A 26,526-nucleotide genomic window follows, 5' to 3' on the forward strand; every position below is an offset into this window, starting at 1 on the left:
ACACTAGGGTAATAGTAGGCGGGTTTTGTCAAATGCCTTTTGTGTACAATTTGCAAAAAGTCTTAAATTTCAGGATTACAAAACGAGATGAGCAAATAGAAGTAGTCAAAAGGGCAGAACAAAAAGTAGCACAAATACAAGCCCAAATCGATGAAAAAAAACAGGAGGTATACTCTGTTCAGGAAAATATGCGCCATGCACAGCATATAATGATGGAAACTTACGACAGATACATTAAGCACTTGCATGAACTCATAGCAAAACTTGAAGAAGATAAGCAAAAGGCAATTAAAATACTTGAACAAGAAAGAGAAACACTGACAGAATACGAACAAGGTGTAAAAGTACTCGAAAAACACAAAGAAAAGAAAAAAGAAGAGTACCTGGCGGAAGAAAAAAGGATTGAAATGAAGCGATTGGATGAGGTCGGCGCTATAAAACATTTCAGATTAACAAGGGAAAAAGAAGAAGAAGAGCTTGAGTTGGAAGAACTCCTAAAGTTAAGGGAATACGACGATGAATATTGAAGACATAAACAAAAATAAAATAAGCAGCTTCGGAGATAAGACCGGCTATTCTTCATCATCTTGCAATACCAATAACGAAGTATTTCTGGCTGAAATCCAAAAAATGCAAGGTGAAGACGGCGAAGGCGACCCTAATGTTGCATTGACCGAGGAACTGCTCCAAGGAAATGAAGAAAATAAATTTAAAGAAGGCTATCAATATCTGGACTATTTAAAACATATAAACTCTTCTCAATTTAATTTTGATTTTTCCGTTAAAGATAACGAAAAATTTTCAGATAAAAAAATATCAAACAAATTCAACGTGAATTTATCTTCGCTAAACTCAGATGACATAAGAGTATTTATGCAGCTAAGCCAAAAAAATGATATATCAATACAATCAATAGACACCAATACACAAAAAGCAACTATAAGCGTTAATAACGTAGAAAATCAGATAAGCTACAAAAGCATAGAAGTTTCAAAGACCCTGTTTAATGCCATAGAAGCGGCATATCAAACAAACAGACCCGTAAGATTAGATTTTGGCAATGATACCTCGGTAATTTTAAAAATAGGCAAAGACGGTAGAATTTCAGCGGATTTTATTCCTAATGACAAAGCAATGGAAGTGATTTTAAGAAATGCGCTTCCTGAATTAAAGGCAAAATTCGACTCGGAAAATTTACCCTATAACGAATTAAATTACAGACAATACAACCAACAAAAACAAAACAAGGAAGATAAGGAGAAAAATAACGATGAATGACGGATTTATTACAGCGCTAAACACTCAACGTTCTACCTCCAACTGGATGGATGCTTTGGCGGAAAACCTCAGCAACATCTACACCCCGGGCTACAGAGAAAACCAATTTCGTTTTAATACATTTTTAGGCGGTACATACGTGGATACATTCGGAATGAAAACAGACCAGGGGAAATCACTTCCCGGCACCGCCCCTGAAAACATTTTTCTTGAAGGTCAGGGCTATTTTGTAACTAAAAATGACAAAGGACAAACCGTCTATACAAGGCTGGGAGAATTTCAATTTGATGCACAAGGTGTGTATAAAACAAAAAACGGCGCCAGAGTACAAGGTTATATCCTGAACGATGAAGGCAAAGTCCTCTCCAATTCTTCAGAGGTGGAAGGTGATGTGGCAAGTATGCCGACGACCGACATAAAATTATGGATAGACCCCTCTAACGGTAAATATTTAGGAAAATATGACGAATTTGAATTTGGCGGCAATGGAATTTTATACGGTAAATCAGATGGCGGAAAACTCAAAACTCCTCTGTATAAGGTTGCCATACACAATTTTAATAACCCTGAAGGGCTTCTTAATATACAAAAAGGCGAATATGTAGAAACCGAAGAATCAGGCAAACCCGTTATAGGAAATGCCCAGGTAAGAGGCGGTTTAATAGAACAATCAAACGTTGACTTTAAAACAAACATTGCATACTATCAACAGGCAAAAATGCAAATGGAACTTTCAAATAAATTGATTTCAACAAACAAACAACTCCTTGAAGAAGCTATGAGGTTAATTCAATAAATCTTTACATATTCTTCCCTTTTATTATATTTACTTTTTTAGTATCATAAAGTCGTAGGATACCACCAAGGGGAAGAGCGTGTATAATGCGATTATCATAGGCGCAGGTCCGGCAGGGATTTTTTCTGCGTTGGAACTTGTCAAATTAAAACCCGATTTTAAAATTTTAATAATAGAAAAAGGACCCAAAATAGAAAACAGAAAATGCCTCATAAGAGAAGGGGCAAAGAGCTGCCCAAGCTGTATAAAATGCGGTTTACTCTGCGGATGGGGCGGAGCTGGTGCTTTTTCTGACGGTAAACTAACACTTACGCCCGATGTAGGCGGAAATCTTGGCGATTATATGCCAAGATATGAAGTAGAAGAATTATTGAAATACACAGATAATATCTATTTAAAATACGGCGCTACAGAAGAGGTTTACGGCACTAATAACAAAGATGTTGAAGATATAGCCAAAAAAGCAACTATGGCGGAACTGAAACTTATTTACTCTCCGGTAAGACACTTGGGAACAGAGAGAAGTTTAACCGTACTTAAAAGCATGCAAGATGACTTGATGAGCAAAGTGGATATCATTAATAATGAAAAAGCTAAACACCTTATAGTAAAAGACGGTGTGGTAAAAGGAATTATTACAGAAAAAGGCACAACCTATGAGAGTGAGAATGTAATAGTAGCCCCGGGCAGAGAAGGAGCTGACTGGTTAAGCGAAGAATTCAAAAAACTGAAAATAGATTTAATAAACAACGCTGTCGATGTAGGTGTAAGGGTAGAACTTCCCGCGCCTGTTATGCAAGAATTGACTGATAAGCTGTATGAATCCAAACTTATCTACTATGCCCCGACATTCAAGGACATGGTCAGGACTTTTTGCATGAATCCTATGGGTGAAGTTGTTTGCGAAAATTATAATGGTATTTCTACAGTTAACGGCCATAGCTACGCAAATAAGAAAACTCCGAATACGAATTTTGCGCTTCTTGTAAGCAAGAGCTTCACCGAGCCTTTTAAAGAACCTATACAATACGGCCAGCATATAGCAAGACTTGCTAACATGCTTGCAGGCGGAGTACTGGTGCAAAGGTTTGGTGATTTACTTGAAGGCAGGCGCTCTACGGTTGAAAAAATTAACAAAAGCATAATCCAACCGACACTTAAGTCTGCAACACCCGGCGATTTAAGTTTAGTACTGCCTCACAGACACCTTACAAGCATTACCGAAATGCTGTATGCGCTTGATAAAATTGCGCCCGGCGTAGCATCAAGATACACCCTGCTTTACGGTGTAGAGGTTAAATTCTACAGTTCAAGAGTTCCTCTTTCTAACGAACTTGAAACAGCGGGGGTAAAGAATTTGTACGCTATAGGCGATGGCGCCGGTGTTACCAGAGGATTATTACAAGCTTCTTCTTCGGGTATTTTAGCCGCAAGAAGTATTTGTAAAAAATATTGAGTAACCATGTGAACTATTGACAAAAGATCTTAAAATACAAAACCTTATCGTTACGGCTTTGTTTCATATTTTTTTAAAAACAAATGTAAATCTTTTGTAACATTTGCAAAAAAAACTATACACAAAAGCCATGCTAAAGGTATTATATGCATGTATCAAACAATCCCCAAATCTCCTCCCAAGATTATGTGATGTAGAAGCTACTATTTAGTAGCTTTTTTTTTGTTACTATTTAGTAGTTTTTTTGTGTAGCCAAATAAGTTGGGTTAAAACCCAACCTACATAAACTTAGTAGCTTAAGAACAAAATCGGTAAGATGCTGAACTCGCTCCGCTCCTCAAGCATGACAGTATTTTCGCCCATGACCCTTCGCCCCCGGGCGCACCGCTTCACCTATTAAGCCTAATCCCAGCCTCCCAGCTGTCAAGCTTCCTCTTAGCTGCAACCTGAATGTCCGCAGTTTAGGCAGATATAGCAGCCTTCAGAAAACTCTATTTTATTGCCGCATTCAGGGCAATTTTTAACCTTTACCTCGCCTGCATACTGAACTTCTACCGCTTTAGGCTCTTCTTCTGTTTTAACATCTACAGCATCTGTCATATTAGCGAGTTTTTCTTCAATCGTTTCCTTTTTCTCTATATTCATAGGTTGGAAAACTCTTGAATTATTTCTGTAAACCGTAATACCTTTCAGGTTAGATTTATAAGCAAGATAGTATGTTTCTTCAATATCTTCTCTTGTAGCATGCTCTTCAAAGTTAACTGTTTTAGAAACAGCATTGTCTGTATGAAGCTGGAACGCAGCCTGCATTTTCACATGCCATTCGGGAGAAACATCATGCGCCGTTGAAAACACATGCTGAATATCTTCCGGTACTCTTGAGTTTCCATGAACAGTTCCTTTTTCGGAAATCTCAGCCATTAATTCTTCAGAGTAGAAGCCTCTTTCTTTTGCAAGTTTTTCAAAGATGGGGTTAACTTCGTACATCAAAGTTCCATCCATAACATTTCTTAAGAAAACCAGCCCGAATAACGGTTCAACCCCGCCTGACGCACTTGCTATCATACTAATTGTACCTGTTGGCGCAATGCAAGTTGTTGTAGCATTCCTTATACCGAATTTGTCAATTTGCGCATCCAAATCAGTCCATTGCTCATCAGAAATCAAGCCTGCGCCTTTTCCTTTGTATTTGTTGTATAAGAAGTTTTTATTGTCATAAATGCTACCTTTAAAGCTTGAGAAACTTCCTCTAATCTTAGCCAATTCAATAGCTTCAACTTTTGAATGATAATCAATAAACTCCATAATTTGAGAAGCCAACTTTGTTCCTTCTTCGCTGTTATAAGGAATATTGAGAATCATAAGCATATCAGCCCAGCCCATTACACCAAGCCCGATTTTACGGTTTCCCGTAACCATTTCGGCTATTTTGGGAAGCGGATAATTGTTAACCGTAATAACATTATCAAGGAAATGAATCGCCAATTTTGTAACTTCTGCCAGTTTATCCCAGTTTATAACCTTTTGTCCGTCTTTTTCTTCAATTATTCTTGCAAGGTTGATTGACCCGAGGTTACAGGCTTCATAAGGCAATAGCGGTACTTCTCCGCAAGGATTAGTTGACTCTATAGGTCCTAATTGAGGTGTAGGGTTATCTGCATTCATCTTATCAAGGAATACAATACCCGGTTCGCCGTTTCTCCAGGCATGGTCAACTATAAGGTCAAAAACTTTTTTAGCGCTGATTTTTTGGACACAAACTTTAGAATTAGGATGAATGAGTTCATAATCTTCGCCTGCCAAAACAGCTTCCATAAACTTGTCCGTAATGCCTACGGAAATATTGAAGTTGTTTAATTTATTGCCATCAAACTTAGCATCAATAAAATCTAAAATATCGGGATGGTCAACTCTTAAAATTGCCATGTTGGCACCGCGTCTTGTCCCGCCTTGTTTAACAGCTTCCGTTGCGGCATTAAATACTTCCATAAAAGAAATCGGACCTGATGACACACCCATAGTAGAGCGAACAACATCATTTTTAGGTCTTAATCTTGAAAAATTAAACCCTGTACCACCACCGCTTTTGTGTATCAAAGCCGTATTTTTAATAGTTTCAAAAATATTTTCCAAAGAATCTTCAACAGGAAGAACAAAACATGCGCTAAGCTGTCCCAATTCTCTTCCGGCATTCATAAGCGTAGGACTGTTTGGCATAAAATACCGGTCTGTAATACACTCGTAGAATTTTTTAGTAAGTTCATCAACTTCGGCTTGAGGAACATTATATTGTAAATCAGCGGCAGCTATGGTAGAAGCAACACGATAAAATAATTCTTGCGGAGTTTCTGTAGCATTCCCTTCTTTATCTCTTTTTAAATATCTCTTTTCTAAAACTTTTATTGCATTTTCACTTAAAGTTAATTTTTTTAAAGTATCCAAACTCACTGATATCCCCCTATTCCAAGCTAAATGATTTGTTTTTCAATTCTAACATACATCTGTATTTTTTGTACAAAGTTTTAATAATATTTAACAAAGAAAAGCGTTTTTAATATTTTCCGTGCAGTTTAATCCTACAAAAAGAGGATAAAAATCAGTACTTACACGTGATAAACTGCTTATATGGGCTAACTGTGCCCTCTGGTGCCCCATGGGCAAAAATACAAAAACTAAAGATAGGGATATATGATTAGTATCGTAACTAACAGTTTGAACACGAAGATTCAACAGTGCATAACAAGCGCTGATAAAAGAGTTGCGGCTACAATTCAAAACTTATCCACAGGTTTAAAAGTAAATTCGGCAAAAGATGATTCAGCGGGGCTTTATGCTGGAACAAATTTCTCTGTTCAGACCAGCGGGACAAAGCAGGCATATAATAATACTTTAACCGGCATAAACATTCTAGGCACAGCAGATAATGCGCTTGGCAATATGAGCAATCTTATATCAAGGGTAAGAGAATTAGCGCTAAGAAGCGCTAACGGAACTTACAGTTCACAGGAACGTTCATCGATGCAGCAAGAGGCAGAGGGACTGGTTGCCGAGATGAGAAATATAGAAAAAAGTACAAGTTTTAGCGGACGTAGTATCTTTGCCGAAACAGGCGGTATTTCAGGTAATAACACCCCTGCTGAAAACAACCCCAACCATAAAACCGTTGAGCAGGTAGAAGCAGAGTATGCCTCAGCAAAGGCTTCCGGCAATCTTGTGTTAATCAACACAAGAGCTGAGCTTGAAGCTATAAAAAATACCCAAACAGAGAGCAATAAGGTTTATGTCCTTATGAGCGACATTAACCTTGCAGGAAAGGAATGGGAACCTATTTCTCCCGGATATGCTACAGCGTTTAAAGGCACTATTGATGGCAACGGTTATAAAATAGATAATTTAACATGTAGTAGTGGCAGCTATAAAGGTTTTATAGGCGATTTGATGGGTACGGTCAAAAACCTTGCCTTAACAAATGTAAATATATCAGGAGGAAGCACTCTAGGAGGACTTGTGGGTCGTTTTGACTCCGGTACAATCGATAATTGCTATGTAACAGGAAAAGTAAGCGGAACAGGCAATCAAATAGGGGGAATAACGGGAAGAATGCTGGCATCGGCTCGTATTATAAATAGTTATGCAAACGTTGATGTATCGGGGGGGCAAGATACAGGCGGTCTGGTCGGTGCATTGCATGGCAATGTACCCAGAATAGAAAATTGCTACAGCGAAGGAACTGTATCAGGGGCTACACCAACCAGCAGTAATATAGGGGGCTTGATAGGGTCTATAAATGCAACAACTCCTACACTAGTTAATTCTTACTCGACGTCCCGGGTTTTAGCTACATCAAGCAGCTCAGGAGGTTTTATAGGAAACATTACGTCATCAAATATATCTGCAATATCAAATAACCATTGGTCATCTGAATCTTCAGGCAAATCTACCAGTGTCGGGACAGGATTTACATTAGATGATACCCGGGCAAAAAATGAGAAGGCTTCTTTCTTTAGTAATTCCAAGAATTTAACATTCCTGGGAGGTAATTATGATTATGACTTTAATCCACCGCAATTAAAGTTGTTTGTAGAACCGCCGCCAAATCCGCCGAAAGGAATGCGGCTTCAAGTAGGAGCGAATTCCGGGGATGACAATGTGCTTTATATTGATTGCAGCTTTACTTTAGGTGATTTCAAGGTAAATTTGGCAACAGCAACTGCCGCCTTGGATAGCCTTAATAAAATAGATGCGCTTATAAAGAAAATAAGCAATAAACGCTCGGGCTTCGGCGCTTATGAAAACAGGCTGAATTCCGCACTGAGCCTGCAGCTGACAAGGGAACTGAATTATAGTTCTTCTGAATCTGCAATAATGGACACAGATATAGCAGCTTCTTCTTCTAAACTGACTAAGTCTCAGATTTTAAGAAATGCAGGAGTCTCCTTACTATCTCAAACTTCTCAAATTAACAAAGACTTGTTATTATCTCTGATTTAGTTATACATAAAACTGCAATTAGGGGTAATAGCGTAATTATTTTGTTTAGTTTAAAATATCTAAATATGATAATTATAAAGGATTAATCATGTTAAAAAGAGTTATATTAGTTGCAACGCTGGCATTAAGCATTAATACAATAGTTTTATCACAAAGCACAACACCAACTCCAAAACCTCAACAGACTGCACAGACTTGTGAAGTAAGACAAAGCGACTTGGTGCTAAAACCTAAGAATTATCTCAGCAAGAAAATAAAAATTAACGCCAGTTTTGATAAGTTTTCAACGTTAGGCTTAGACTATGAACCCGTTAACATGTCATCAAAAGATTATATTTCTTTTTTAATCAAAAGAAACGATGTGAAAGAATACGATATACCTCTTTCAGAGCTTAAACTCATTATTAAACGAGATTATGCAGAAAAAGAGCTTATAAACATAGAAAATAACGATAAAATAGAAGTCTACGGAAAAGTGTTTTCTACCGCCTTGGGTGACCCTTGGGTGCTTGTGGACAAGGTGGTTATTTTAACACCGAAAGAAAATAAAAAAGCTGAAAGTAAATAAGAAGGGAAAAAAGATGGGCTTATCATTTCAAGAGCTATATTTAAATTTAACAAAATTTTGGTCTGACTATGGATGTATAATTCAACATCCTTACGATATAGAAAAAGGAGCAAGTACGATGAATCCTGCTACTTTTTTACGTTCGTTGGGACCTGAGCCTTGGAATACCGCAATGATAGAGCCGTGTAGACGTCCTACAGATGCTCGCTATGGTGAAAACCCAAATCGTTTGGGGCATTATTTTCAATATCAGGTTATATTAAAACCATCGCCTAAAGATGCTCAGGAACTTTACTTGCAATCATTAACGGCTATGGGAATAGACTTGTCTAAACATGATGTCAGATTCGTAGAAGATAATTGGGAATCACCTACCTTGGGTGCAAAAGGCGTAGGCTGGGAGGTCTGGCTTGATGGTATGGAAGTAACCCAATTTACATATTTTCAACAAGTTGGCGGACTTGAAATTAAACCTGTTGCCTTAGAATTAACCTATGGGCTCGAGCGTATTGCTATGTATTTGCAAAATGTAGATAACGTATATGATATAATGTGGAATAATGAAATTAAATACGGTGAAATCTACCATCAAAACGAAGTTGAACAATCAAAATATAATTTTGAATATTCAAATGCTGATACGTTATTTAAGGTTTATGACCTTTATTCCCAAGAGGCTCAAAACTGCTTGGAACAAAAGCTTGTATTACCTGCGTACGACTGTATTTTAAAGTGTTCTCACACCTTCAACCTACTTGATGCAAGAGGGGTAATAAGCAAAGACGAACGTACCAATTATATAAACAGGATAAGAAAACTTGCTTCTGAATCCGCAGCATTATATGTAGAGCAAAGAAAAGAAATGGGCTTCCCTCTTTTAAAAAAAGAGCTGGTTTAGCTGAATTTAGCACCTGCTGTTATACAGCCTGTAAAACTCTGCTTAATGATTGATACGGTAGTGCTTATAGCCACTTATTACCAGATGATTGTAAGCTCTAAAGCTATCTGTGTAGACTACTGAATCAAGCTTAATTTTACTTTTTACGATGGCTAGGAGCGTTTCCGATGAAGAATTTGGGATGAGTTGAGGATAGATTTTACCATTGCGTTTTAAAATGCCAAAAACAGGTATCTTATTCTCTGAACCTCTCTCTTTCCCTTTGTGATGCTTACCACCCAAATAACTCTCATCAAGTTCTAATTCACCTTCAAAGCCATTTTGGGCTTCACAATAGTCAACGATTTTCTCTCTAAAAAGCTTGTAATATCGATTTATTGTAACTCTGCTGATTTTCAGGATTTCAGCTACTTGAGTAGCTGTTAAATCTTTAGAAAAGTAAAAAATGATTTTTCTTATTTTGTATTAGCTTAATTTGCTGTATTTAAACATATTTCAATCCTATCATGAATTAAGTTTTCTTATTTAGCCCCTTATTTTTATATTTTCTTGATACCCATTATTCAATTGTAGAATGTATACTACAATTTATCAGTCAAATTCTACAAAAATATTTAAAGGAATTGACATTATTGCCTATAACTTTTATTATTTAGTTATTCAAATTAGTAAATATATTGGTTGGTAGTAATGTTAGAAACATCAAAAAGTTTAATTTTGAGTATAATGCAAACCTTAGTGATATTTATAGAAACAATTTTGCCAATTATTGCTATAATATGGCTTGCCCTTTTAGGTAATTGGGATATTATAATTACTGGTACATTAACACTTGTGTTTGCCCCATTTTTAATTGGTATTTTTTTATCACCTGTTTTAGCAACATTAACATTTTTTATGAAAATATTAAATTTGGAAATTTTAACTTATATATTTATTTTGCTTGGAAACTTATACACCTTGATTGTGATGGCAGGATGGGGGCTCTATGTGTTAAATATGTTTACGAAAATGAGTTCGCACCCCAGTGAGTTTGTGCCTATTTGTATAGTATGCTTCACATTATCAACAGCACCATTTATGTTTATGGCACTAAAAGAAGACAATATTTTAAGTGAAAACATTGCAATTATTTCTGTGTTTGCTTTTAAGATAGCATATTTGTTTTTGCTAATAGACTTATTTGGCTTTAGTATGAACATTAAAAATGCACTTATTATACCGAGTTGCATAATGATGTTAACACTTATCATTATAACTACTATTAAAGTGAAATTTATTAGAGAATATTTTAGTTAATGTTACTGTTTAAGAATATCGTATTTTCTTTCTAGTCTTCAAGTTTCATTCTCAAAATTCATCGATTTAAATATACATTAGCATCAGCATTATTAGGCTTTAATTGAATAACTTTAGTATAATCCTCAATCGCACCTTTATAATCTTGGGTTTCTATTTTTTCATTACCACTCTTAAAATACACACTTGAATCTCTAGGATTTAGCTCAACAGCTTTGTCGTATTTTGCCATTGAAACCATTTTTTATTTCTGTAAAAAAGTCTTGAGATACACTTAAAAAAAACTATACGGATAATTAGTATATATTACGATACTTTCTTTTTTCTGTCATTTTCATATCCTCCTGCATTGAGAGCTTATACTTCAATAAAAATCCACTAAGAACCAATTTCCTTATTTAAAGCTTGGAATTTTTTTATTGCCTTAATTACTCGTATATATCCTTTTTTATCGCCATTTTGCAAAAATAAATTTTTAGAATGTTTAAGGTCGTTAATAGCACCGGCATAGTCTTTTAAATCTGCTTTTGCAAACCCTCTGGCGGCATAAGCATCGCTATAATTAGGATTTAATTCAATAGCTTTAGTAAAATCATTAGTTGCATTTTTATAATCTTCAATTTTTGCTTTCTCAAGCCCTCTAAAGTAATATGCATCAGCCTTATTTGGGTTTAATTCAATAACTTTATCAAAATCCTTAATCGCACCTTTAGCATCTCTAAGGGCTGCCTTTGCAATTCCACGACTAGAATATATATCAATATTTTCAGAATTTAATTCAATAGCTTTATCAAAATCTTTAATCGCACCTGCGTAATCATTAAGTTTTAATTTTGCAAGCCCTCTACCAACGTATGCCATAGCAAACTTAGAATCAAGTTCAACAGCTTTGTTAAAATCATTTATAGAACTTTTGTAATTTTTTAGTGCTACTCTTGTAATTCCTCGTTGAAAATATAAAAAATTAATGTTTTGATTCAACTTTAGAGCTTTATTAAAATCTTTAAGCGCACCACTATTATCTTCTATTTCTACTTTTGCAAGTCCTCTACCAACATATGCCATAGTAAACTTAGAATTAAGTTCAACAGCTTTGTTAAAATCATTTATAGCATTTTCATAATCATTCAATTTTGCTTTTGCAATTCCTCTATAAGAATACGCTAAAAAGTCATCAGGTTTAAATTCAATAGCTTTATTATAATCTTCAATTGCACCTGCGTAATCATTAAGTTCAGACTTTATGATTCCTCTATTCAAATATGTATTAGCATTATTAGGATTCAATTCAACAGATTTGTTATAATCTTTTAGTGCATTTTTGTAATCTTTAATCTGTGCACTTGCAAAGCCTCTATCATAGTAGGCTTTAGGGTCATTAGGATTTAGTTTAACAAATTCATTATATTTTGTCATAGAGTCTTGACTGTGAACTTCTGCACAAAATCCTTGCAAAAAGAGCATAAAAATAATTGTACATATGATTTTTGATTTTTTTATCATTTTAGCACCCTCACTATTTATAAAACTTATTTTATTACAAAAATTTAAAATAAGATAAACATATTAGAACATCATACTTAAAATTATATGATTTGTAAAAGAACGAAATTTATCTTAAAAATTCAACTTGACTTTTTGGTATAATTATTAGTTGTATTTTTACAAACAAACAGCTCCTTTTAGAATGGTTTTTTAAAATAATGTGTTGGCATATATTGCTTTTTGCTTTTTCTTCTTTAATATATTTATCAATAAAATTTTTGAACTTATTCTCTTGTTCTACTGCCTCTTTCTCAAAATCGTCTTTCAAGTCTTATAAAGCTAACTGATTTTGTACAACCCTGTAAATAATATCTGCAAAAATACTAGGATTAATAATATTAAATAACCCTTGTACGATGTTTTTTCAATATTGTATATCTAGTTCCGTTCAGTTATATATCAATCTACTGTAAAAAATCTAAAATTTTCAACTTGGTCATTAATAAAACGGCAAAGATTAGTAATTTTTTTATTCTTACTCCTTAATTTTTATCAATCATAGATTTATTTTAGTTAAATCTTGCTCCTGTTGTTATACAGCTAGACGAACCGCAAGTCCAATCAAAAGCATTCATTTCTTTTTTGCTTTCGGGTTTTATCCTTGATATGAGCAAAACCCCGTCACCCGTTGCTACATATACGCCTTCTTTTGCAACCTGAATGATTTCACCCGGCGAAGCTGATGTTTGCCTGTCTATAACTTTTGTTTCTGTAATCTTTAACAAAACTCCGTTAAAAGTCGTTTGAGAGTTAGGTCTTGGACATAACGCTCTTGTTAAATTATGAATTTCCCGAGCAGATTTATTAAAGTCTATAATAAATTCTTCTTTTGAGAATTTAGGTGCAAACGTAGCTTCGGAGTGATTTTGCTGTTGAGGTATTATATGGCCGTTTGCAAGTCCAATCATTGAAGTATGCAAAATCTCACCCCCTATATCGGCAATCTTAATCGCCAAATCTAATGTTGTATCATCAGGTCCGATACCAAATTTTCTAACCTGCAGAATATGCCCCTCATCAACTCCGATACTTGTCAGCATTGTGGTAACACCTGTTTCTGTTTCGCCATTGGCAATTGCCCTTGCTATAGGGTTAGCCCCTCTGTATTTTGGCAAAAGAGATGCATGCAAATTAACGGTTCCGTATTTTGGAATATCCAGAACTTCCTGCGATAGAATTTGCCCAAACGCCACTGTTATTAAAAAATCAGGGTTAAGGTTCTTTAAACTGTCAATCAGAAATTCATCTTTTCGTATACAAAAAGGCTGACAAACCTCAATTTGCCCGTCTACCATAGCCTTCACAGGCGGAGCGCAAAACTTATGCCCTCTGCCCGCAGGTTTATCCGGCTGTGAAATTACACTCATAACCTCAATATCTTCACAGCCCAACAAATACGCCAAAGGCTTACATGCTATTTGAGGAGTTCCGAGAAAAACAACTTTAATCTTCTTGTTGGCTTCCATTTTGAGCAATCTCCTCTTCAAGTTCCTTTTCTTCGAGCAAATAATCAAGTTGGATAGGCGGAAGATTGTGTCTAATCAACTCTTCGTCAGCGACAAATCTGTTGCGGGCGTGGTCTACAAACAGTTTACCGTCCAAATGGTCAAATTCATGCTGTATAGCCCTTGATAAAAGTTCACCGTCAAAAGCTTCTATCACAAAATGCTTGCCGTACAAATCCAAGGCTTTAACCGTTACATTGCTGTATCTTCTTACATCGGTATAAACCTCGGGAAAACTGAGGCATCCTTCTGCACAGCTTGAAGCTCCTGATTTTTTAATAATTTTCGGGTTTATAAAAACGTAAGGTTTTTTGGGTGCGCCTTCAGGTGAAACATCAATTACAAACATTCTGATATTTTCACCTACCTGAGGAGCTGCAAGTCCCACTCCATCATAAGCGTACATTGTTTCTACCAAATCTTTGGCAAGCGCCGTAATTTTTTTTGAAATTTTAGAAACTTCTTTAGATGGCTTTCTTAATCTTTCATCGCCGTACACTAAAACTTTTAAAACTGCCATTCCAACTACCTTTTTAGTTTATTTGCCATGATATGATAGCATAAGTTGTTCTAACTTATCCACTATTTTTTTCTCAAGATACCCGCCGGTAAAATGATTTATTTCTTTAATAAAGAAACACGGGCTTGTAACATTTATCTCTATAACCGTGCCGTCTATAACATCCAAACCGGCAATAAACAGCCCATCCTCAAGCATTCTGGGCGCAATAACAGAGGCTATTGATTTTTCTTTTTCGCTTAAAATTCCTTCTTTGAAGAATTTATCAGAATGAGTGTTAAATTTAAAATCATCCTCGCCGTGGGTTTTTACGACACATTCGGGAAAAATCTCACCGTTAATAAAAATCAAACGTTTATCGCCATGTTCTATTGCCTTGATGAATTTTTGAACCATAACGGCAGTTGTTCCGGAATTGGTCGAAGAAGCAATAATAGTACTGATATTTTTATCTTCTGTGTTGAGGTAAAATACTCCGCTGCTAAAACAACGGTTCAAAGGCTTAATTATAATCTCGCCATGTCTGTGCAAAAAGTCTTTAATCAAAGAAGAATCAGATGTAACAATATTGTCGGGAACTATAGAAGGAAAATTGTTTATATAAATTTTTTCATTGGCGCTGCGAATCCCTGACGGTCTGTTTAAAACAAGTGTTTTTTCAGGGTCAACATAGTCTAAAATGTATGTAGCATTAATGTAATTGATATCCACAGGGGGGTCGGGACGGAAAAATACGGTTTGAAATGTATTTAAGTCAGCATAACCGAACTTTTCCGACATAACTAAATCATCATTTTTAAACTCGACCCCATAAGTCATAGCCATTGGCCGGTTTTTGTCCAGATACAACCTGTCTTTTGTTGTTATTGAAAGCTCACATCCCCGGCAAATAAACTCTTTTATCAGCCAAAATGACGTTACAAGCCTGTTAAATTCAAAATATTTAAATTCAACATTATCAATTACAAAAAGTATCTTCATACTAGGTTCCTGTTTTCCAGCTGTTTAAATATTCAACCATTGCAGGAGTGAGCGAATCAATCTCTACACCCATGGATTTTAATTTAAGTTGAGATATTTCATAGTCAAAAGATTGAGGTAAAACGTAAAGTTTATTTTCAAGTTTACCTTTATTTTTCAACAAAAATTCAATACCCAACGCCTGATTAGCAAAACTCATATCCATTACACTGGCAGGATGCCCTTCTGCACAAACAAGATTCACCAATCTGCCTTGTCCCAAAACAAGGATAGATTTGCCATTTTTAAGAATATACTCTTCCAAGTTAGGTCTTACATCTTTAATTTCAACTGTTTCTTCTTGTAATGCAGCTATATTAACCTCTACATCAAAATGTCCGGCATTACAAACCATAGCACCGCTTTTCATATCTAACATATGATGAAGGTCTACTACGTGTTTATTACCTGTAATTGCGATAAAAATATCGCCTTCTTTAGCAGCTTGCGCCATAGGCATAACTCTAAATCCATCCATTACGGCTTCTAAAGCTTTTAGAGAATCGACTTCTGTTACGATAACGTTAGCGCCCATTCCTCTTGCTCTTGTAGCACAACCTCTGCCGCACCAGCCATAACCCACAACCACAACGGTTTTGCCTGCAAGTAAAATATTAGTTGCACGAATAATACCGTCAATGGCGCTTTGTCCTGTACCGTATCTGTTGTCGTATAAATGTTTTGTCAAAGATTCATTAACTCCTACAGCAGGGAACGGCAATGAACCGTCTTGTTCCATAGCTTTTAAACGCACAATACCTGTTGTTGTTTCTTCTGTAGAACCGATGATATCGGGTATTAAATGGCGCCAATTTTTAGTAATTGTGGCAACCAAATCACCGCCGTCATCAACTATCAATTGAGGCTTGTGGTTTAACGCAGCTTTTACATGCTCATGGTAAGTTTCTAAAGGCTCACCTGCATAACCATAGACCGACATATCGTAATATTTAACCAAAGCAGCTGCAACATCATCTTGAGTAGACAAAGGGTTTGAAGCTATTAAAACAGTATCGGCACCGCCTTTTTGCATTGTAATAGCAAGGTTTGCTGTTTCTTTTGTTAAATGGCATCCCACTGACAAGCGAAGATTTTCAAAAGGCTTTTCTCTTTCAAACCTTTCTCTGATTTGCGCTAATACAGGCATGTCATCAAATGCCCAATCTATTTGTCTTTTGCCCGCGTTTGCAAGGTTTATGTCTTTAATATCATAACTCATTGTCATTGTCATAATTTACTCCCTTTTTATACAGGTAAATTATAACTCAAACAAAAAGTTATTTAATCAATATTTTTAAGCAATTTCATCGCATTTTCTATATCATCTGATTTGTAGATATAGTTACCTGCAACAAGAACATTTGCACCGTTATTAACACAAATTTTTGCCGTTTCATAGTTGATACCGCCATCAACTTCAATAAACTCCACGGATGTATTTTTGCTGTAATAATTAATTTTTGGCGCACATTCTTCTATAAACGACTGCCCGCCAAACCCGGGTTCTACAGTCATAACAAGTATTAAATCCAAATAATCATATAACCCGTCCAGAACCTCGGGCAAAGTTTGAGGTTTCACGGAAATTCCGGCTTTGATATTTTTGCTGCGGATATATTGCAAAAGCTCTTTGGGGTTGGTTACCGTTTCATAATGAATTGTAAGAATATCCGCCCCCGCATTAATAAAATCATCCAAAAATTTTTCGGGGCTTGCTATCATAAGATGAACATCCAACGGAAGAGCGGTTATTTTTTTAATCGCCTTGACAACAGGCGCGCCGATAGTAATATTAGGTACAAAATGCCCATCCATAACGTCTATATGGATGAAATCCGCTCCTGCTTTTTCTACCTTTTTAATTTCCTGCTCTAAATTAGCAAAATCCGCTGAAAGTATAGATGGTGCTATCAGTATTTTTTTATCCATATTCCCTCTTTCTTGAATTATTGTACAATAATTTTAAATAAAATGCACTTGACTTTGTCCATTCATATAATAGACTTAAAGGTGTGGGGCTTCTGGTTATAGCTTAGCAGCAGGCAAGCCTGACAAGCAAGTCTAATTGAAAAATAAATAAACCAGTCCAAAATCCGTAGGCATAAATCCAAATATGCCGCACGGTAGAACTACCCAACAAAGATGAAGTATTGGGAAGTGAAGACTTAAGCTCTCCATCTCAGCTTCTTTCCTTCTTAACTTCTTATTCGGGATGTAGCGCACTAGTGAGCGAATAGCGAACGTTATTTAGATTTCACCAAGCTGCGTTACGCCAATTGACAACATAACAAATTACATCGGGATGTAGCGCAGCTTGGTAGCGCACCTCGCTTGGGACGAGGGGGTCGCACGTTCGAATCGTGTCATCCCGACCATATTAGAAGACTCCGAGAGGGGTCTTTTTTTCATGGATGCCCCGATTACATCGTGGCACCAAGCACTGTCCTCTATTTCACTTTGTTCAAAGAGTACAGGCAGGTTGCATTCGCTCCCCTATGGCTCATTGCATTTCGCCAAGGGTAAGCCTATCATCCCGATTGCTACAACTCCCATTTTCTTGAAGTGTGAAGAATCCGTAATATATAAATTACATTATATCTGACTTGATAAGGTACAATGTAGGGATATTTGGTAATAACAAGCTCCCTTGTCCTCAAGACTCTTCCTGTTCTGCCTGCGCTTGGATTTGGAACTATAATTGTTTCTATACTCTCAATAATATTTGCTACAACTTCTTTTGCGGCTTTTTTGTTATTTTCGAAGATGTATTTTTTTATACTTCTTAAGTCCTCCACTGCTAATTCCGTAAACCTGACTTCCACTAATTAAAGCTCCCATTCTTTTTTAATCTCATTAATAGAAACGGTTTTACTGTCATCTACAGCTTTTATTCCGTCTTGAATAGCCTCAATCTGCCAAGACTCAAGTTCAATGTATTTGTCAATTGCTTCCACAGCAATAAAAGCTTTTGAACGACCCGTGGCTTTTGCAAGTATTTCAAGCTTATTTTTAATATCCTTTGGTATTCTCAATGAAAATTGTTCTGAAGACACATTATACCCTTTGTACTACATTGCACTACATTATAACACAATGTAGTGCATATTGCAAGGTGTGTAAAAACTGGTGAAAAATTCCCACCAGGGAAACTTCTTCTTTATGATATCATCCAATATTTACTTGCGAATGTCACAAATAAAATAGACTTAATTTACTGTTAATTTAAAATAAGTTATAACAGATTGGAGTTGAGCATGAATTGTGGTGATTTGTGCTGGTAGTATTGTTATCTGTAAATACCAATACTATTCCGGCTCTTCTTTTAATATTTTTTAAAATCTCCTTTCAAGGGTTTAAAATTTATGTAAATGTGGTATAATGTTTTCGTAGAATAATTTTTTGACGCTTGGAAAATCGCCCTCGCCAAGCGGGAGTACAGCTCCGATGACGGGACAGGGCGTCCGTCCAAAAGGTTATTCTATTTTTTTGTACAATTTTGTATTGCCCAGGGTTTTTTGTTTTAATTTACTGTTAGTTATAATAAAAATATGCAGCCTAGCGATAATTTGGCTTAAAGTTACTTATAACCTCAGGCGGAATACTTTGCCTTTTGGCTCTTTGCTCTTCCTGCCACCTTACTAAGTCCTGATATTCTCTGGTGGACATATACTTGGCGTTTAAATTACTGAAATCGCCTGTAACGCTGAAATACTCTATTTTATTTCCGTGCTCGTCGTATTCGGTTCGGACATAGTGGGTATTTGCCGCATAATAGTCGTCAAAAATTTCTTTGCGCCTTTGCTCCAATGCATCAGAATAATAAATGCTTAAGCCGTTGGAATAAAATTTAGCGTATCCGGTACCGTAATTTTTAATAGTATAAGGCTGCTCGTCCGCCAAAACAACGCCAGCAGCAAGGAAAATAATTGCGGTAAGTAAAAATCTTTTAATCATATCAGCCCTTTTTGTACATTATATCAAAATTTAGAGGTGTTTTCAAGTTTTACCAAGAATTTCAGCGGCAGAACTTAACAAGCGAAAAAGAGTTAATAATCATTTTAATAATGTTACTAACTCTTACGAACTAGGGTTTTTAAAAGGGGTGTTACAGCACCCCGCCCTTTATTTATATTTTACACTATTTTTTAGAAAAATCAAGGGGCTGTTAGGGTTTAAAATTTATGTAAATGTGGTATAATGTTTTCGTAGAATAATTTTTTGACGCTTGGAAAATCTCGGTCGCCAAGCAGGAGTTTAGCTCCGATGACGGGAAAGCGAGTCCGTCCAAAAGGTTATTCTATTTTTTTGTACAATTTTGTATTGCCCAGGGTTTTTTGTTTTAATTTACTGTTAGTTATAATAAAAATATGCAGCCTAGCGATAATTTGGCTTAAAGTTACTTATAACCCCAGGCGGAATACTTTGCCTTTTGGCTCTTTGCTCTTCTTGCCACCTTACTAAGTCCTGATATTCTCTTGTGTCCATATATTTGGCATCTAAACTCGGGTCACATACGCAATTGAAGTATTCTATTTTATTTCCGTGCTCGTCGTATTCGGTGCGGACATAGTGGGTATTTGCCGCATAATAATCGTCAAAAATTTCTTTGCGTCTTTGCTCTAATGCGTCAGAATAATAAATGCTTAAGCCGTCGGAATAAAATTTAGCGTATCCGGTACCGTAATTTTTAATAGCATAAGGCTGTTCGTCCGCCAAAGTAACGCCGGCAACAAGGAAAATAATTGCAGTAAGTAAAAATCTTTTAATCATATCAGCCCTTTTTGTATATTATATCAAAATTTAGAGGTGTTTTCAAGTTTTACCAAGAATTTCAACGGCAGAACTTAACAAGCGAAAAAGAGTTAATAATCATTTTAATAATGTTACTAACTCTTCTGAAGTAGGGTTTTTAAAAGGAGTGTTACGAGCACCCCGCCCTTTGTTCTAATTCTACACTATTTTTTAGAAAAATCAAGGGGCTAGTTACTATGATAGAAGAAAAAAGAATACACAAAAGACGGTAGCAGATGTTTTGATTTACTGTTAATTTAAAATAAGTTATAATGTTTCTTATGTTGTTTACGTAATTTTTTGTGTTTTGATTTACTGTTAATTTAAAATAAGTTATAATATCAATATAAATAACATCTATCTACTACATGTTTTGATTTACTGTTAATTTAAAATAAGTTATAATCAATTTTTGCTAATAAACTAAGCAATTTTTGTTTTGATTTACTGTTAATTTAAAATAAGTTATAATGATTGTTACAATATCACCGTTTGCTGTATCGTTTTGATTTACTGTTAATTTAAAATAAGTTATAATTGTCTGGACGGGTTGCATACCGTATGGCACGTTTTGATTTACTGTTAATTTAAAATAAGTTATAATTTACAATTAAATAGGAGGTTTCTATATGGGGTTTTGATTTACTGTTAATTTAAAATAAGTTATAATCCAATTGTAGCGTATTGTGTACATACGGATGTTTTGATTTACTGTTAATTTAAAATAAGTTATAATCTAATTGTAATATAATATGGTACACTTTACGTTTTGATTTACTGTTAATTTAAAATAAGTTATAATAATTTAAAGTGTCTACACGTAAAAACTCACGTTTTGATTTACTGTTAATTTAAAATAAGTTATAATATTATATATATTATATATTACCCCCCTTAAAGTTTTGATTTACTGTTAATTTAAAATAAGTTATAATGGGGTAATCAATTATTGGATATTAATTACCGTTTTGATTTACTGTTAATTTAAAATAAGTTATAATCCACATCGGTTGATATAATTTCGCAACGTTTTGATTTACTGTTAATTTAAAATAAGTTATAATTTACACAATTAATGTAAGTGACTATGTTCCAGTTTTGATTTACTGTTAATTTAAAATAAGTTATAATATCGGGAAATGATATTATTATCAATTCTGCGTTTTGATTTACTGTTAATTTAAAATAAGTTATAATCTCAATCGTTGCCTTAATGTCTTCAATAGTGTTTTGATTTACTGTTAATTTAAAATAAGTTATAATTATGTTCGGGTCGCTTATGTTAGACGGATTGTTTTGATTTACTGTTAATTTAAAATAAGTTATAATATCAATTAAAATATATCGGTCTTTTTGTTCGTTTTGATTTACTGTTAATTTAAAATAAGTTATAATTACGCCAGATAGACGAGTTAAAGGCGGGTGTTTTGATTTACTGTTAATTTAAAATAAGTTATAATGTTGCATACCGTATGGCCCCAGTGTTTAGGGTTTTGATTTACTGTTAATTTAAAATAAGTTATAATTGATACTCGCTTAAATCGTCGCTTGACATTGTTTTGATTTACTGTTAATTTAAAATAAGTTATAATCGACAAAATACTCGCATGTTTCAGGTGGTAGTTTTGATTTACTGTTAATTTAAAATAAGTTATAATATAAACTGTCTCCATAAAACTACTAATATAGTTTTGATTTACTGTTAATTTAAAATAAGTTATAATAGGATATACAAAATACAATATTTGTTATATAATAAATTCATAATTTGTTTTAAGTTAACAGTCCAATCAGAATTGATCGGAGAATAGTTAATTCCTCTACATGTAAATGATACGAAAGAACTCATTCTCCAACTCCTACAATTAAACAGTTACAATGGCATGGTATCATAAAATCACCAAAGTGTCATCTGTTTGTCTGCATTTTCACCCAATTTTTTCTTATATTTGGAATGATGATAAGAGCTGTTTTCTATGCAAATAGAATTGCTCCATTGTACATCCGTTACGTAGAAGACATGTACGCTTCCTGTGTCGGGCGCTATCATTTTTAGAGTTTTTATAAATTGATTAGTTTTATCGTAAGTTACACAAGAACGTACGTATATGGAGTTTTGCAACATGAAGTATCCCAATTTCAACAAATCCTTTCTAAAATGGTTTGCTTTTCTCAAGTCTTCTTTTTCCACAACCGGCAAATCAAAACATACAAATAACCAACCCATACGATATTTACTCTTCATATTCTCTGTTCTTATGTTTATCTTTGTGTAAATATTGCAAGTTAATATCAGGCAAAAATATTTCACTACAGTCATATTTTATATATGCATCAGCAATTTTTTCTATGTAAATATCTATTGAATCAATAATTTTATAGCTTAAATTGCTAATTTTTATTCTATAATTTTTCAAACAATCTGCAAAATATTTGAACCAAGATTTAAAGTCTTCTAATTCATATTCTACAGGGCAATCTTGGAGAAAATTATAAAAATAATAGTCGACAAAAGCTCTATAAGGTTCCATTAAATCGTAAACCAAGGGTGTGCTTTTATACTTACCTATATGATGAATCCCAAGTCCTGCTATTAATCCATGAATGATTATGGAACGATAAATCATTGTATTAATAACAGCATAACCATAATTCAAACAAGCGTTTTCAAAAGACTGCGCATTTCTGTATTCTCTATTGACGTCAGCCCCTATTATACTAAAATAATTTTGCCAATATTGCCTTGCAATATTAGCTTCATTCATTAGAGGTCTATTTATAAGATTAAATAGGTTATGTTTCTCGCAACCGATTAAATTCAGGTTGGTTGCTTGGTTTAATGCTTTTTGCTTGACAATAGTTTTCCATAATTTTTTTTCAAAAGTCGTATTTTGTGCTATCTGATTATGAAAAACTTTTGTTCTTACAATCCTCTCAAGCGGTACGCTCCAACCCGTAGGCTGATAAGAATTGTTGCAATGGAGAATAACAACATTATTTTCAAGCAAAGTTGCCAAACAAAAGTTTGAAAAGGATATGCCTTGAACAGTAACAATAACGGCTCTAATATCAGAAAAAGGCATTTTGTTTATATCGCCGTTTTTATACTCGCAAAATAAAAACCCTTTTTCCACGGATAAATAACAACCCGGTGTTGTTATATGTAAAATATGATAAGTCATATTTATTTATCCTTTTTTAGCTTTTTAAATTTAACATCAGCAAGGTTTTTGGCGCTGGATAATATTTCTAACCCGGTACTACTTTCTAGCTTGACCTGACCATCACTCATCATTGTTCTCAATTTATAAATCCCTGCAGGATAATTTTTTGCACCTGCCTTAAACTCTTTAGGAATTTCAACAAGACAACCAGAGTAGAACAATTCTCCCTTATTATAAAGTTTATATCCACTATCCTGCAAAACTACCTTTACATCATCTGTTTTAATATTTGCGTAGATAGGCATAACCTTAAGCGCTCCTTTATCATTATAGTAGAGAATCTGTCCTTTATGTCCTTTGGAGTGCTTAAATTGTGATTTTACACCTTTGTTGCCATAATCACAAAATTCTCCTATTCTTTCTCTAGCGTTAGAATCTATCTCAACCTGACCTTCCGATACTATAGTTAATACTTTTTTTACAAGAGTTTTTTTAGTAGGGTGAATATAATTTTGCAGAAGATTTTTCCATTCTGTTTGGTTTGGCTTTTCTTCAAGTTTATTTAACAAATCCTCTTTTATTACTTCATCCAGAATGGATTTTATTTTTTTATCTTTGGGCTCGAAGGTCTCTATACTAATTCTTTGAGTAATATATGTTTTTCCATCTTTTATTTTTTTACCGTAAATTGTTTCCAACGGCTTAATATTACCTTTAAAAGGTTTATCATTAGAGTAAGGATATGGCATAAGTTTATCTATGGCTTCTTTTACTTGTTGAGGATTAAAGCCGTCAATAAAGTCTTTTTTGGTAGCAGCGTTATATTTAAAATCGCGAGAATAACTGATACAAATAGCATCTAAAGCATGGTGTTTGGCATTTGCACGATTTTTCTTAAAGTCGTCACCCAAAAGTGAATTTAATCTGTATTGGCTTCTGATTTTTGCGGTTAAAGCACCATTACTTGTAAATACATGCCTGTTTGAACCTTCTGTTTGAAGCCCCCATCCGAATATAAAAGCTGCTATTTGTTGCGAAATCTTTGCTATTTGTGCTGTTTCTGCCAGTGCATTATAACTGTCAATCATTTTGGCACAATCTTCAGGCTTACTTGTCAAAAGTTCAAATTTCTTTTTCCCTAATTTTGTTTTTATGGTGTTCAATCTCTCTACGTAATCATGCCAGCCTGCATCATTGTGCCTTAACCATTCATAAGGTGTTCTGACTCCTTTAGCTTGATTTTCTTCTCTGTAGCATAAAACTTTATTATAAAGAGCATCATTTCCGCCTACTGCCCTTGGATAAATATGTTCAACTTCACATGCGTCAAAATCACTTATGCCTATTGACTTCCCTGAATAAATACATCTGCCGTCTTGAGTCTTAAGTAATTTTAGTTTTAGAAAATTTTTAGAGTCAGCGTTTACATCTTTGAGTTCTTTTTTTATCTCTTCATTTTCTTTTTCATTCTTTCTTATAAAAGATTGGGCTGCTTCTGCTTTTTTCTTACCAAATAATGAATTATCCGCTCCATCTCTTATAAATTCAAATATAATTTCATCAGGAGTTCCGAATTTTTCTTTTAAATCAAGCAGAATGTTTCTTAAAATCTGCAATCTGTTTCTTACTATAGAATTTGTTATGCTTCCTATTAAAATATCCGTTTTTTCAACTTCATCAGAAGCTAATTGTGCAAATTCTTCTCTATTATCAGGGATATAAAGATTATCCCAAGTTCCGATTTTAGAAAGCATTGTCATAATTTCTTCTGCGGTGATAGGGTTAGGGGAATTGGGATTATCCATAAATTGAGAAAGTTCTATTTCCATTGGATTGTCAATACCGTCAAGAATAATTTTGTTAATAATTTTACATGCTCTTCGGCAAAAACTTGAACGCCCTGATGTATTCGCCTTCAGTGGTTCTATTTTATCTTTGATTGACTTTTTGCCTATAATCTCTTCTATTTCTTTTTTAATGATAGTTGTTTCAAGCTTACCTTTGTTTTCTTTAACTTTTTGCAGCCAATTTTCATAAATAAGCTTTATTTCTTCTGCGGTAAGTTTTTGTTTTTCGTTTAAAATATTGGTAAAACGAAGATTTTTCAATTTCATTAAAAGAACCAATGATACATTTTCAATGGTATTTGCACTGCAAACATTTCTTTTGGGCAAAAGTTTGCATTTCATTATAATTCTGTTATCAAAACGAGGGATTTTCTGCCCCAGAACGCCCTGCCAATCTCGCCGGGTTCCTCTGAATTTTTTAAATTCTGGTATCAAGAAAGAGCCGTAAGCTGCTTCATACTCACCATACAAAAAATATTCAACACTAATATGATTAAGTTGAGGAAGCTGTAATTGTGCATTTTCCCACAATTTTGTCAGTTCTTTTACTACCATACTCCGTGGTGCTACAAATTTCGTATCACGTACTTTTATTGCACCTTGAAGTGGAATGTGTTTTTTTAGTTCTGTAGAATTAGCTTCATCCCATAAACCTAACCTTATCGCCTCATAGTAACAAGGGTATTTATACTCTTCATTTTTAATCAGTTCAGCATCCCCCTGCTTGGTGTATTTTTCAACCAATTCTTTATTATCTTCTTCATCTTTTGTTTTAGAGTTTTTCCATGGTAAATCCGCATCATAGCCTCTCCTCTGAAAAGCAGAATGTAGAGCCTTGTAAATTTGCCATTCTTCAAGCGGTTTATTTTGAAGCAATGCTATTCTTAAAAGAGTAGAATTATAAATAACCTCTTCACTCTTAGCTGTAAATTCTTTTGTGAATTTTTTATCAGATTTATCTAGAGGTGTCAATCCTGCATCTTTCCATAAGTTATAAAAAAAGATTTCTCTTTCTTTATGAGCTTGTAATGTTTTATGAATTCTTCTTCGATCTCTATTTGAGGCGATTTCTGAGTGGTCTTTATCTACAATTAAGGACTGTAATTCTAAAATATTGTGTCCATCTCTTACGACAAAACCGATACCAACTTTTCCCATATCAAATGCAAAAACTTTTGTAGACATATTACACCTCAGCTATTACTAATTCGGATATATTATATACTGTAAATTGTTAAAATACAATAAAATTATAATTGTAAATCCAGTTTCCGGCATTTTCAAAAATTATTAACTTATATTACGAATATATACCAACGCAATAAAAAATAGGCAATTATTATCGCTA

Annotated in this window: 23 protein-coding genes, 1 tRNA gene and 1 CRISPR repeat array; of the genes, 9 read left to right on the top strand and 15 right to left on the bottom strand. The window is 34.5% G+C overall.

Annotated elements, in window-relative coordinates; all coding sequences use genetic code 11:
• The first annotated feature begins 41 nt into the window (after nucleotides 1-41).
• The 4 genes from fliJ to PHX18_04115 all read left to right on the top strand — a co-directional run bounded on the left by fliJ (nucleotide 42) and on the right by PHX18_04115 (nucleotide 3,530).
• On the top strand, nucleotides 42-527 hold the full coding sequence (gene fliJ, locus PHX18_04100) for a flagellar export protein FliJ (GenBank protein ID MDD3593794.1): 486 nt from the start codon (nucleotides 42-44) through the stop codon (nucleotides 525-527).
• Nucleotides 517-1,278, top strand: coding sequence for a hypothetical protein (locus PHX18_04105; protein MDD3593795.1), 762 nt, complete (start codon nucleotides 517-519; stop codon nucleotides 1,276-1,278). The genes fliJ and PHX18_04105 overlap by 11 nt, the downstream gene beginning before the upstream one ends.
• On the top strand, nucleotides 1,271-2,074 hold the full coding sequence (locus tag PHX18_04110; protein MDD3593796.1) for a hypothetical protein: 804 nt from the start codon (nucleotides 1,271-1,273) through the stop codon (nucleotides 2,072-2,074). Before PHX18_04105 ends, PHX18_04110 begins: the two co-directional genes overlap by 8 nt.
• Nucleotides 2,075-2,153: 79 nt before the next feature.
• On the top strand, nucleotides 2,154-3,530 hold the full coding sequence (locus tag PHX18_04115) for an NAD(P)/FAD-dependent oxidoreductase (protein MDD3593797.1): 1,377 nt from the start codon (nucleotides 2,154-2,156) through the stop codon (nucleotides 3,528-3,530).
• A 435-nt stretch (nucleotides 3,531-3,965) separates the two neighbouring features.
• Here PHX18_04115 and PHX18_04120 read toward each other — a convergent pair whose 3' ends face one another.
• The gene (locus PHX18_04120; protein ID MDD3593798.1) at nucleotides 3,966-5,978 is read right to left on the bottom strand and encodes a vitamin B12-dependent ribonucleotide reductase; all 2,013 of its coding nucleotides are present in this window, start codon (nucleotides 5,976-5,978) and stop codon (nucleotides 3,966-3,968) included.
• A gap of 240 nt (nucleotides 5,979-6,218) precedes the next feature.
• Here PHX18_04120 and PHX18_04125 point away from each other — a divergent pair, with 240 nt between their 5' ends.
• From PHX18_04125 to PHX18_04140, 4 genes are all read left to right on the top strand, one after another.
• Nucleotides 6,219-8,021 carry a flagellin gene (locus tag PHX18_04125; GenBank protein ID MDD3593799.1) on the top strand — a complete coding sequence of 601 codons (1,803 nt, stop codon included), beginning with the start codon at nucleotides 6,219-6,221 and terminating at the stop codon, nucleotides 8,019-8,021.
• Nucleotides 8,022-8,109: 88 nt separating this feature from the next.
• Nucleotides 8,110-8,589: a hypothetical protein gene (locus tag PHX18_04130; protein MDD3593800.1), complete on the top strand. Its 480-nt coding sequence runs from the start codon at nucleotides 8,110-8,112 to the stop codon at nucleotides 8,587-8,589.
• A 13-nt stretch (nucleotides 8,590-8,602) separates the two neighbouring features.
• Nucleotides 8,603-9,487: a glycine--tRNA ligase subunit alpha gene (gene glyQ, locus PHX18_04135; protein MDD3593801.1), complete on the top strand. Its 885-nt coding sequence runs from the start codon at nucleotides 8,603-8,605 to the stop codon at nucleotides 9,485-9,487.
• Between the two features lie 690 nt (nucleotides 9,488-10,177).
• Nucleotides 10,178-10,786 (top strand): hypothetical protein, encoded by a 609-nt coding sequence (locus tag PHX18_04140; GenBank protein ID MDD3593802.1) that lies wholly within the window; start codon nucleotides 10,178-10,180, stop codon nucleotides 10,784-10,786.
• A gap of 58 nt (nucleotides 10,787-10,844) precedes the next feature.
• Here the strand turns inward: PHX18_04140 and PHX18_04145 are convergent, their stop codons facing one another.
• From PHX18_04145 to rpe, 7 genes are all read right to left on the bottom strand, one after another.
• On the bottom strand, nucleotides 10,845-11,018 hold the full coding sequence (locus PHX18_04145) for a tetratricopeptide repeat protein (protein ID MDD3593803.1): 174 nt from the start codon (nucleotides 11,016-11,018) through the stop codon (nucleotides 10,845-10,847).
• A gap of 146 nt (nucleotides 11,019-11,164) precedes the next feature.
• Nucleotides 11,165-12,289, bottom strand: coding sequence for a tetratricopeptide repeat protein (locus tag PHX18_04150; protein MDD3593804.1), 1,125 nt, complete (start codon nucleotides 12,287-12,289; stop codon nucleotides 11,165-11,167).
• A gap of 551 nt (nucleotides 12,290-12,840) precedes the next feature.
• Entirely contained in the window at nucleotides 12,841-13,797 is a 957-nt protein-coding gene (gene fmt / locus PHX18_04155) for a methionyl-tRNA formyltransferase (protein MDD3593805.1), read from the bottom strand.
• A complete protein-coding gene (gene def / locus PHX18_04160; GenBank protein ID MDD3593806.1) occupies nucleotides 13,775-14,356 on the bottom strand; it encodes a peptide deformylase in 582 nt (193 codons plus the stop codon). The genes fmt and def overlap by 23 nt, the downstream gene beginning before the upstream one ends.
• 18 nt (nucleotides 14,357-14,374) lie before the next feature.
• Nucleotides 14,375-15,337 (bottom strand): hypothetical protein, encoded by a 963-nt coding sequence (locus tag PHX18_04165; GenBank protein MDD3593807.1) that lies wholly within the window; start codon nucleotides 15,335-15,337, stop codon nucleotides 14,375-14,377.
• 1 nt (nucleotide 15,338) lies between these two features.
• Nucleotides 15,339-16,607: an adenosylhomocysteinase gene (ahcY, locus tag PHX18_04170; GenBank protein ID MDD3593808.1), complete on the bottom strand. Its 1,269-nt coding sequence runs from the start codon at nucleotides 16,605-16,607 to the stop codon at nucleotides 15,339-15,341.
• A 50-nt stretch (nucleotides 16,608-16,657) separates the two neighbouring features.
• The gene (rpe, locus tag PHX18_04175; protein MDD3593809.1) at nucleotides 16,658-17,305 is read right to left on the bottom strand and encodes a ribulose-phosphate 3-epimerase; all 648 of its coding nucleotides are present in this window, start codon (nucleotides 17,303-17,305) and stop codon (nucleotides 16,658-16,660) included.
• A gap of 369 nt (nucleotides 17,306-17,674) precedes the next feature.
• Between rpe and PHX18_04180 the strand changes: the two genes are divergently transcribed.
• A tRNA-Pro gene (locus PHX18_04180) sits at nucleotides 17,675-17,751 on the top strand.
• Between the two features lie 165 nt (nucleotides 17,752-17,916).
• Here PHX18_04180 and PHX18_04185 read toward each other — a convergent pair.
• From PHX18_04185 to PHX18_04215, 7 genes are all read right to left on the bottom strand, one after another.
• Nucleotides 17,917-18,198, bottom strand: coding sequence for a type II toxin-antitoxin system RelE/ParE family toxin (locus PHX18_04185; protein ID MDD3593810.1), 282 nt, complete (start codon nucleotides 18,196-18,198; stop codon nucleotides 17,917-17,919).
• A 3-nt stretch (nucleotides 18,199-18,201) separates the two neighbouring features.
• Nucleotides 18,202-18,429: a ribbon-helix-helix domain-containing protein gene (locus PHX18_04190; protein MDD3593811.1), complete on the bottom strand. Its 228-nt coding sequence runs from the start codon at nucleotides 18,427-18,429 to the stop codon at nucleotides 18,202-18,204.
• Between the two features lie 502 nt (nucleotides 18,430-18,931).
• Nucleotides 18,932-19,330: a hypothetical protein gene (locus tag PHX18_04195; protein ID MDD3593812.1), complete on the bottom strand. Its 399-nt coding sequence runs from the start codon at nucleotides 19,328-19,330 to the stop codon at nucleotides 18,932-18,934.
• A gap of 420 nt (nucleotides 19,331-19,750) precedes the next feature.
• Complete coding sequence (locus PHX18_04200; protein ID MDD3593813.1) at nucleotides 19,751-20,146, bottom strand: hypothetical protein; 396 nt, start codon at nucleotides 20,144-20,146, stop codon at nucleotides 19,751-19,753.
• A 259-nt stretch (nucleotides 20,147-20,405) separates the two neighbouring features.
• A CRISPR array of direct repeats spans nucleotides 20,406-21,891; the repeat unit is 36 nt; unit sequence GTTTTGATTTACTGTTAATTTAAAATAAGTTATAAT.
• Nucleotides 21,892-22,064: 173 nt separating this feature from the next.
• Nucleotides 22,065-22,412 carry a CRISPR-associated endonuclease Cas2 gene (gene cas2, locus PHX18_04205; GenBank protein MDD3593814.1) on the bottom strand — a complete coding sequence of 116 codons (348 nt, stop codon included), beginning with the start codon at nucleotides 22,410-22,412 and terminating at the stop codon, nucleotides 22,065-22,067.
• Nucleotides 22,402-23,349: a type II CRISPR-associated endonuclease Cas1 gene (cas1, locus tag PHX18_04210; protein ID MDD3593815.1), complete on the bottom strand. Its 948-nt coding sequence runs from the start codon at nucleotides 23,347-23,349 to the stop codon at nucleotides 22,402-22,404. The genes cas2 and cas1 overlap by 11 nt, the downstream gene beginning before the upstream one ends.
• A 2-nt stretch (nucleotides 23,350-23,351) precedes the next feature.
• The gene (locus PHX18_04215) at nucleotides 23,352-26,363 is read right to left on the bottom strand and encodes an HNH endonuclease domain-containing protein (protein ID MDD3593816.1); all 3,012 of its coding nucleotides are present in this window, start codon (nucleotides 26,361-26,363) and stop codon (nucleotides 23,352-23,354) included.
• Nucleotides 26,364-26,526 lie beyond the last annotated feature (163 nt).

The sequence above is a fragment of the Candidatus Gastranaerophilales bacterium genome (assembly GCA_028696075.1).
GTDB lineage: Bacteria > Cyanobacteriota > Vampirovibrionia > Gastranaerophilales > JAILCC01 > JAQVHS01.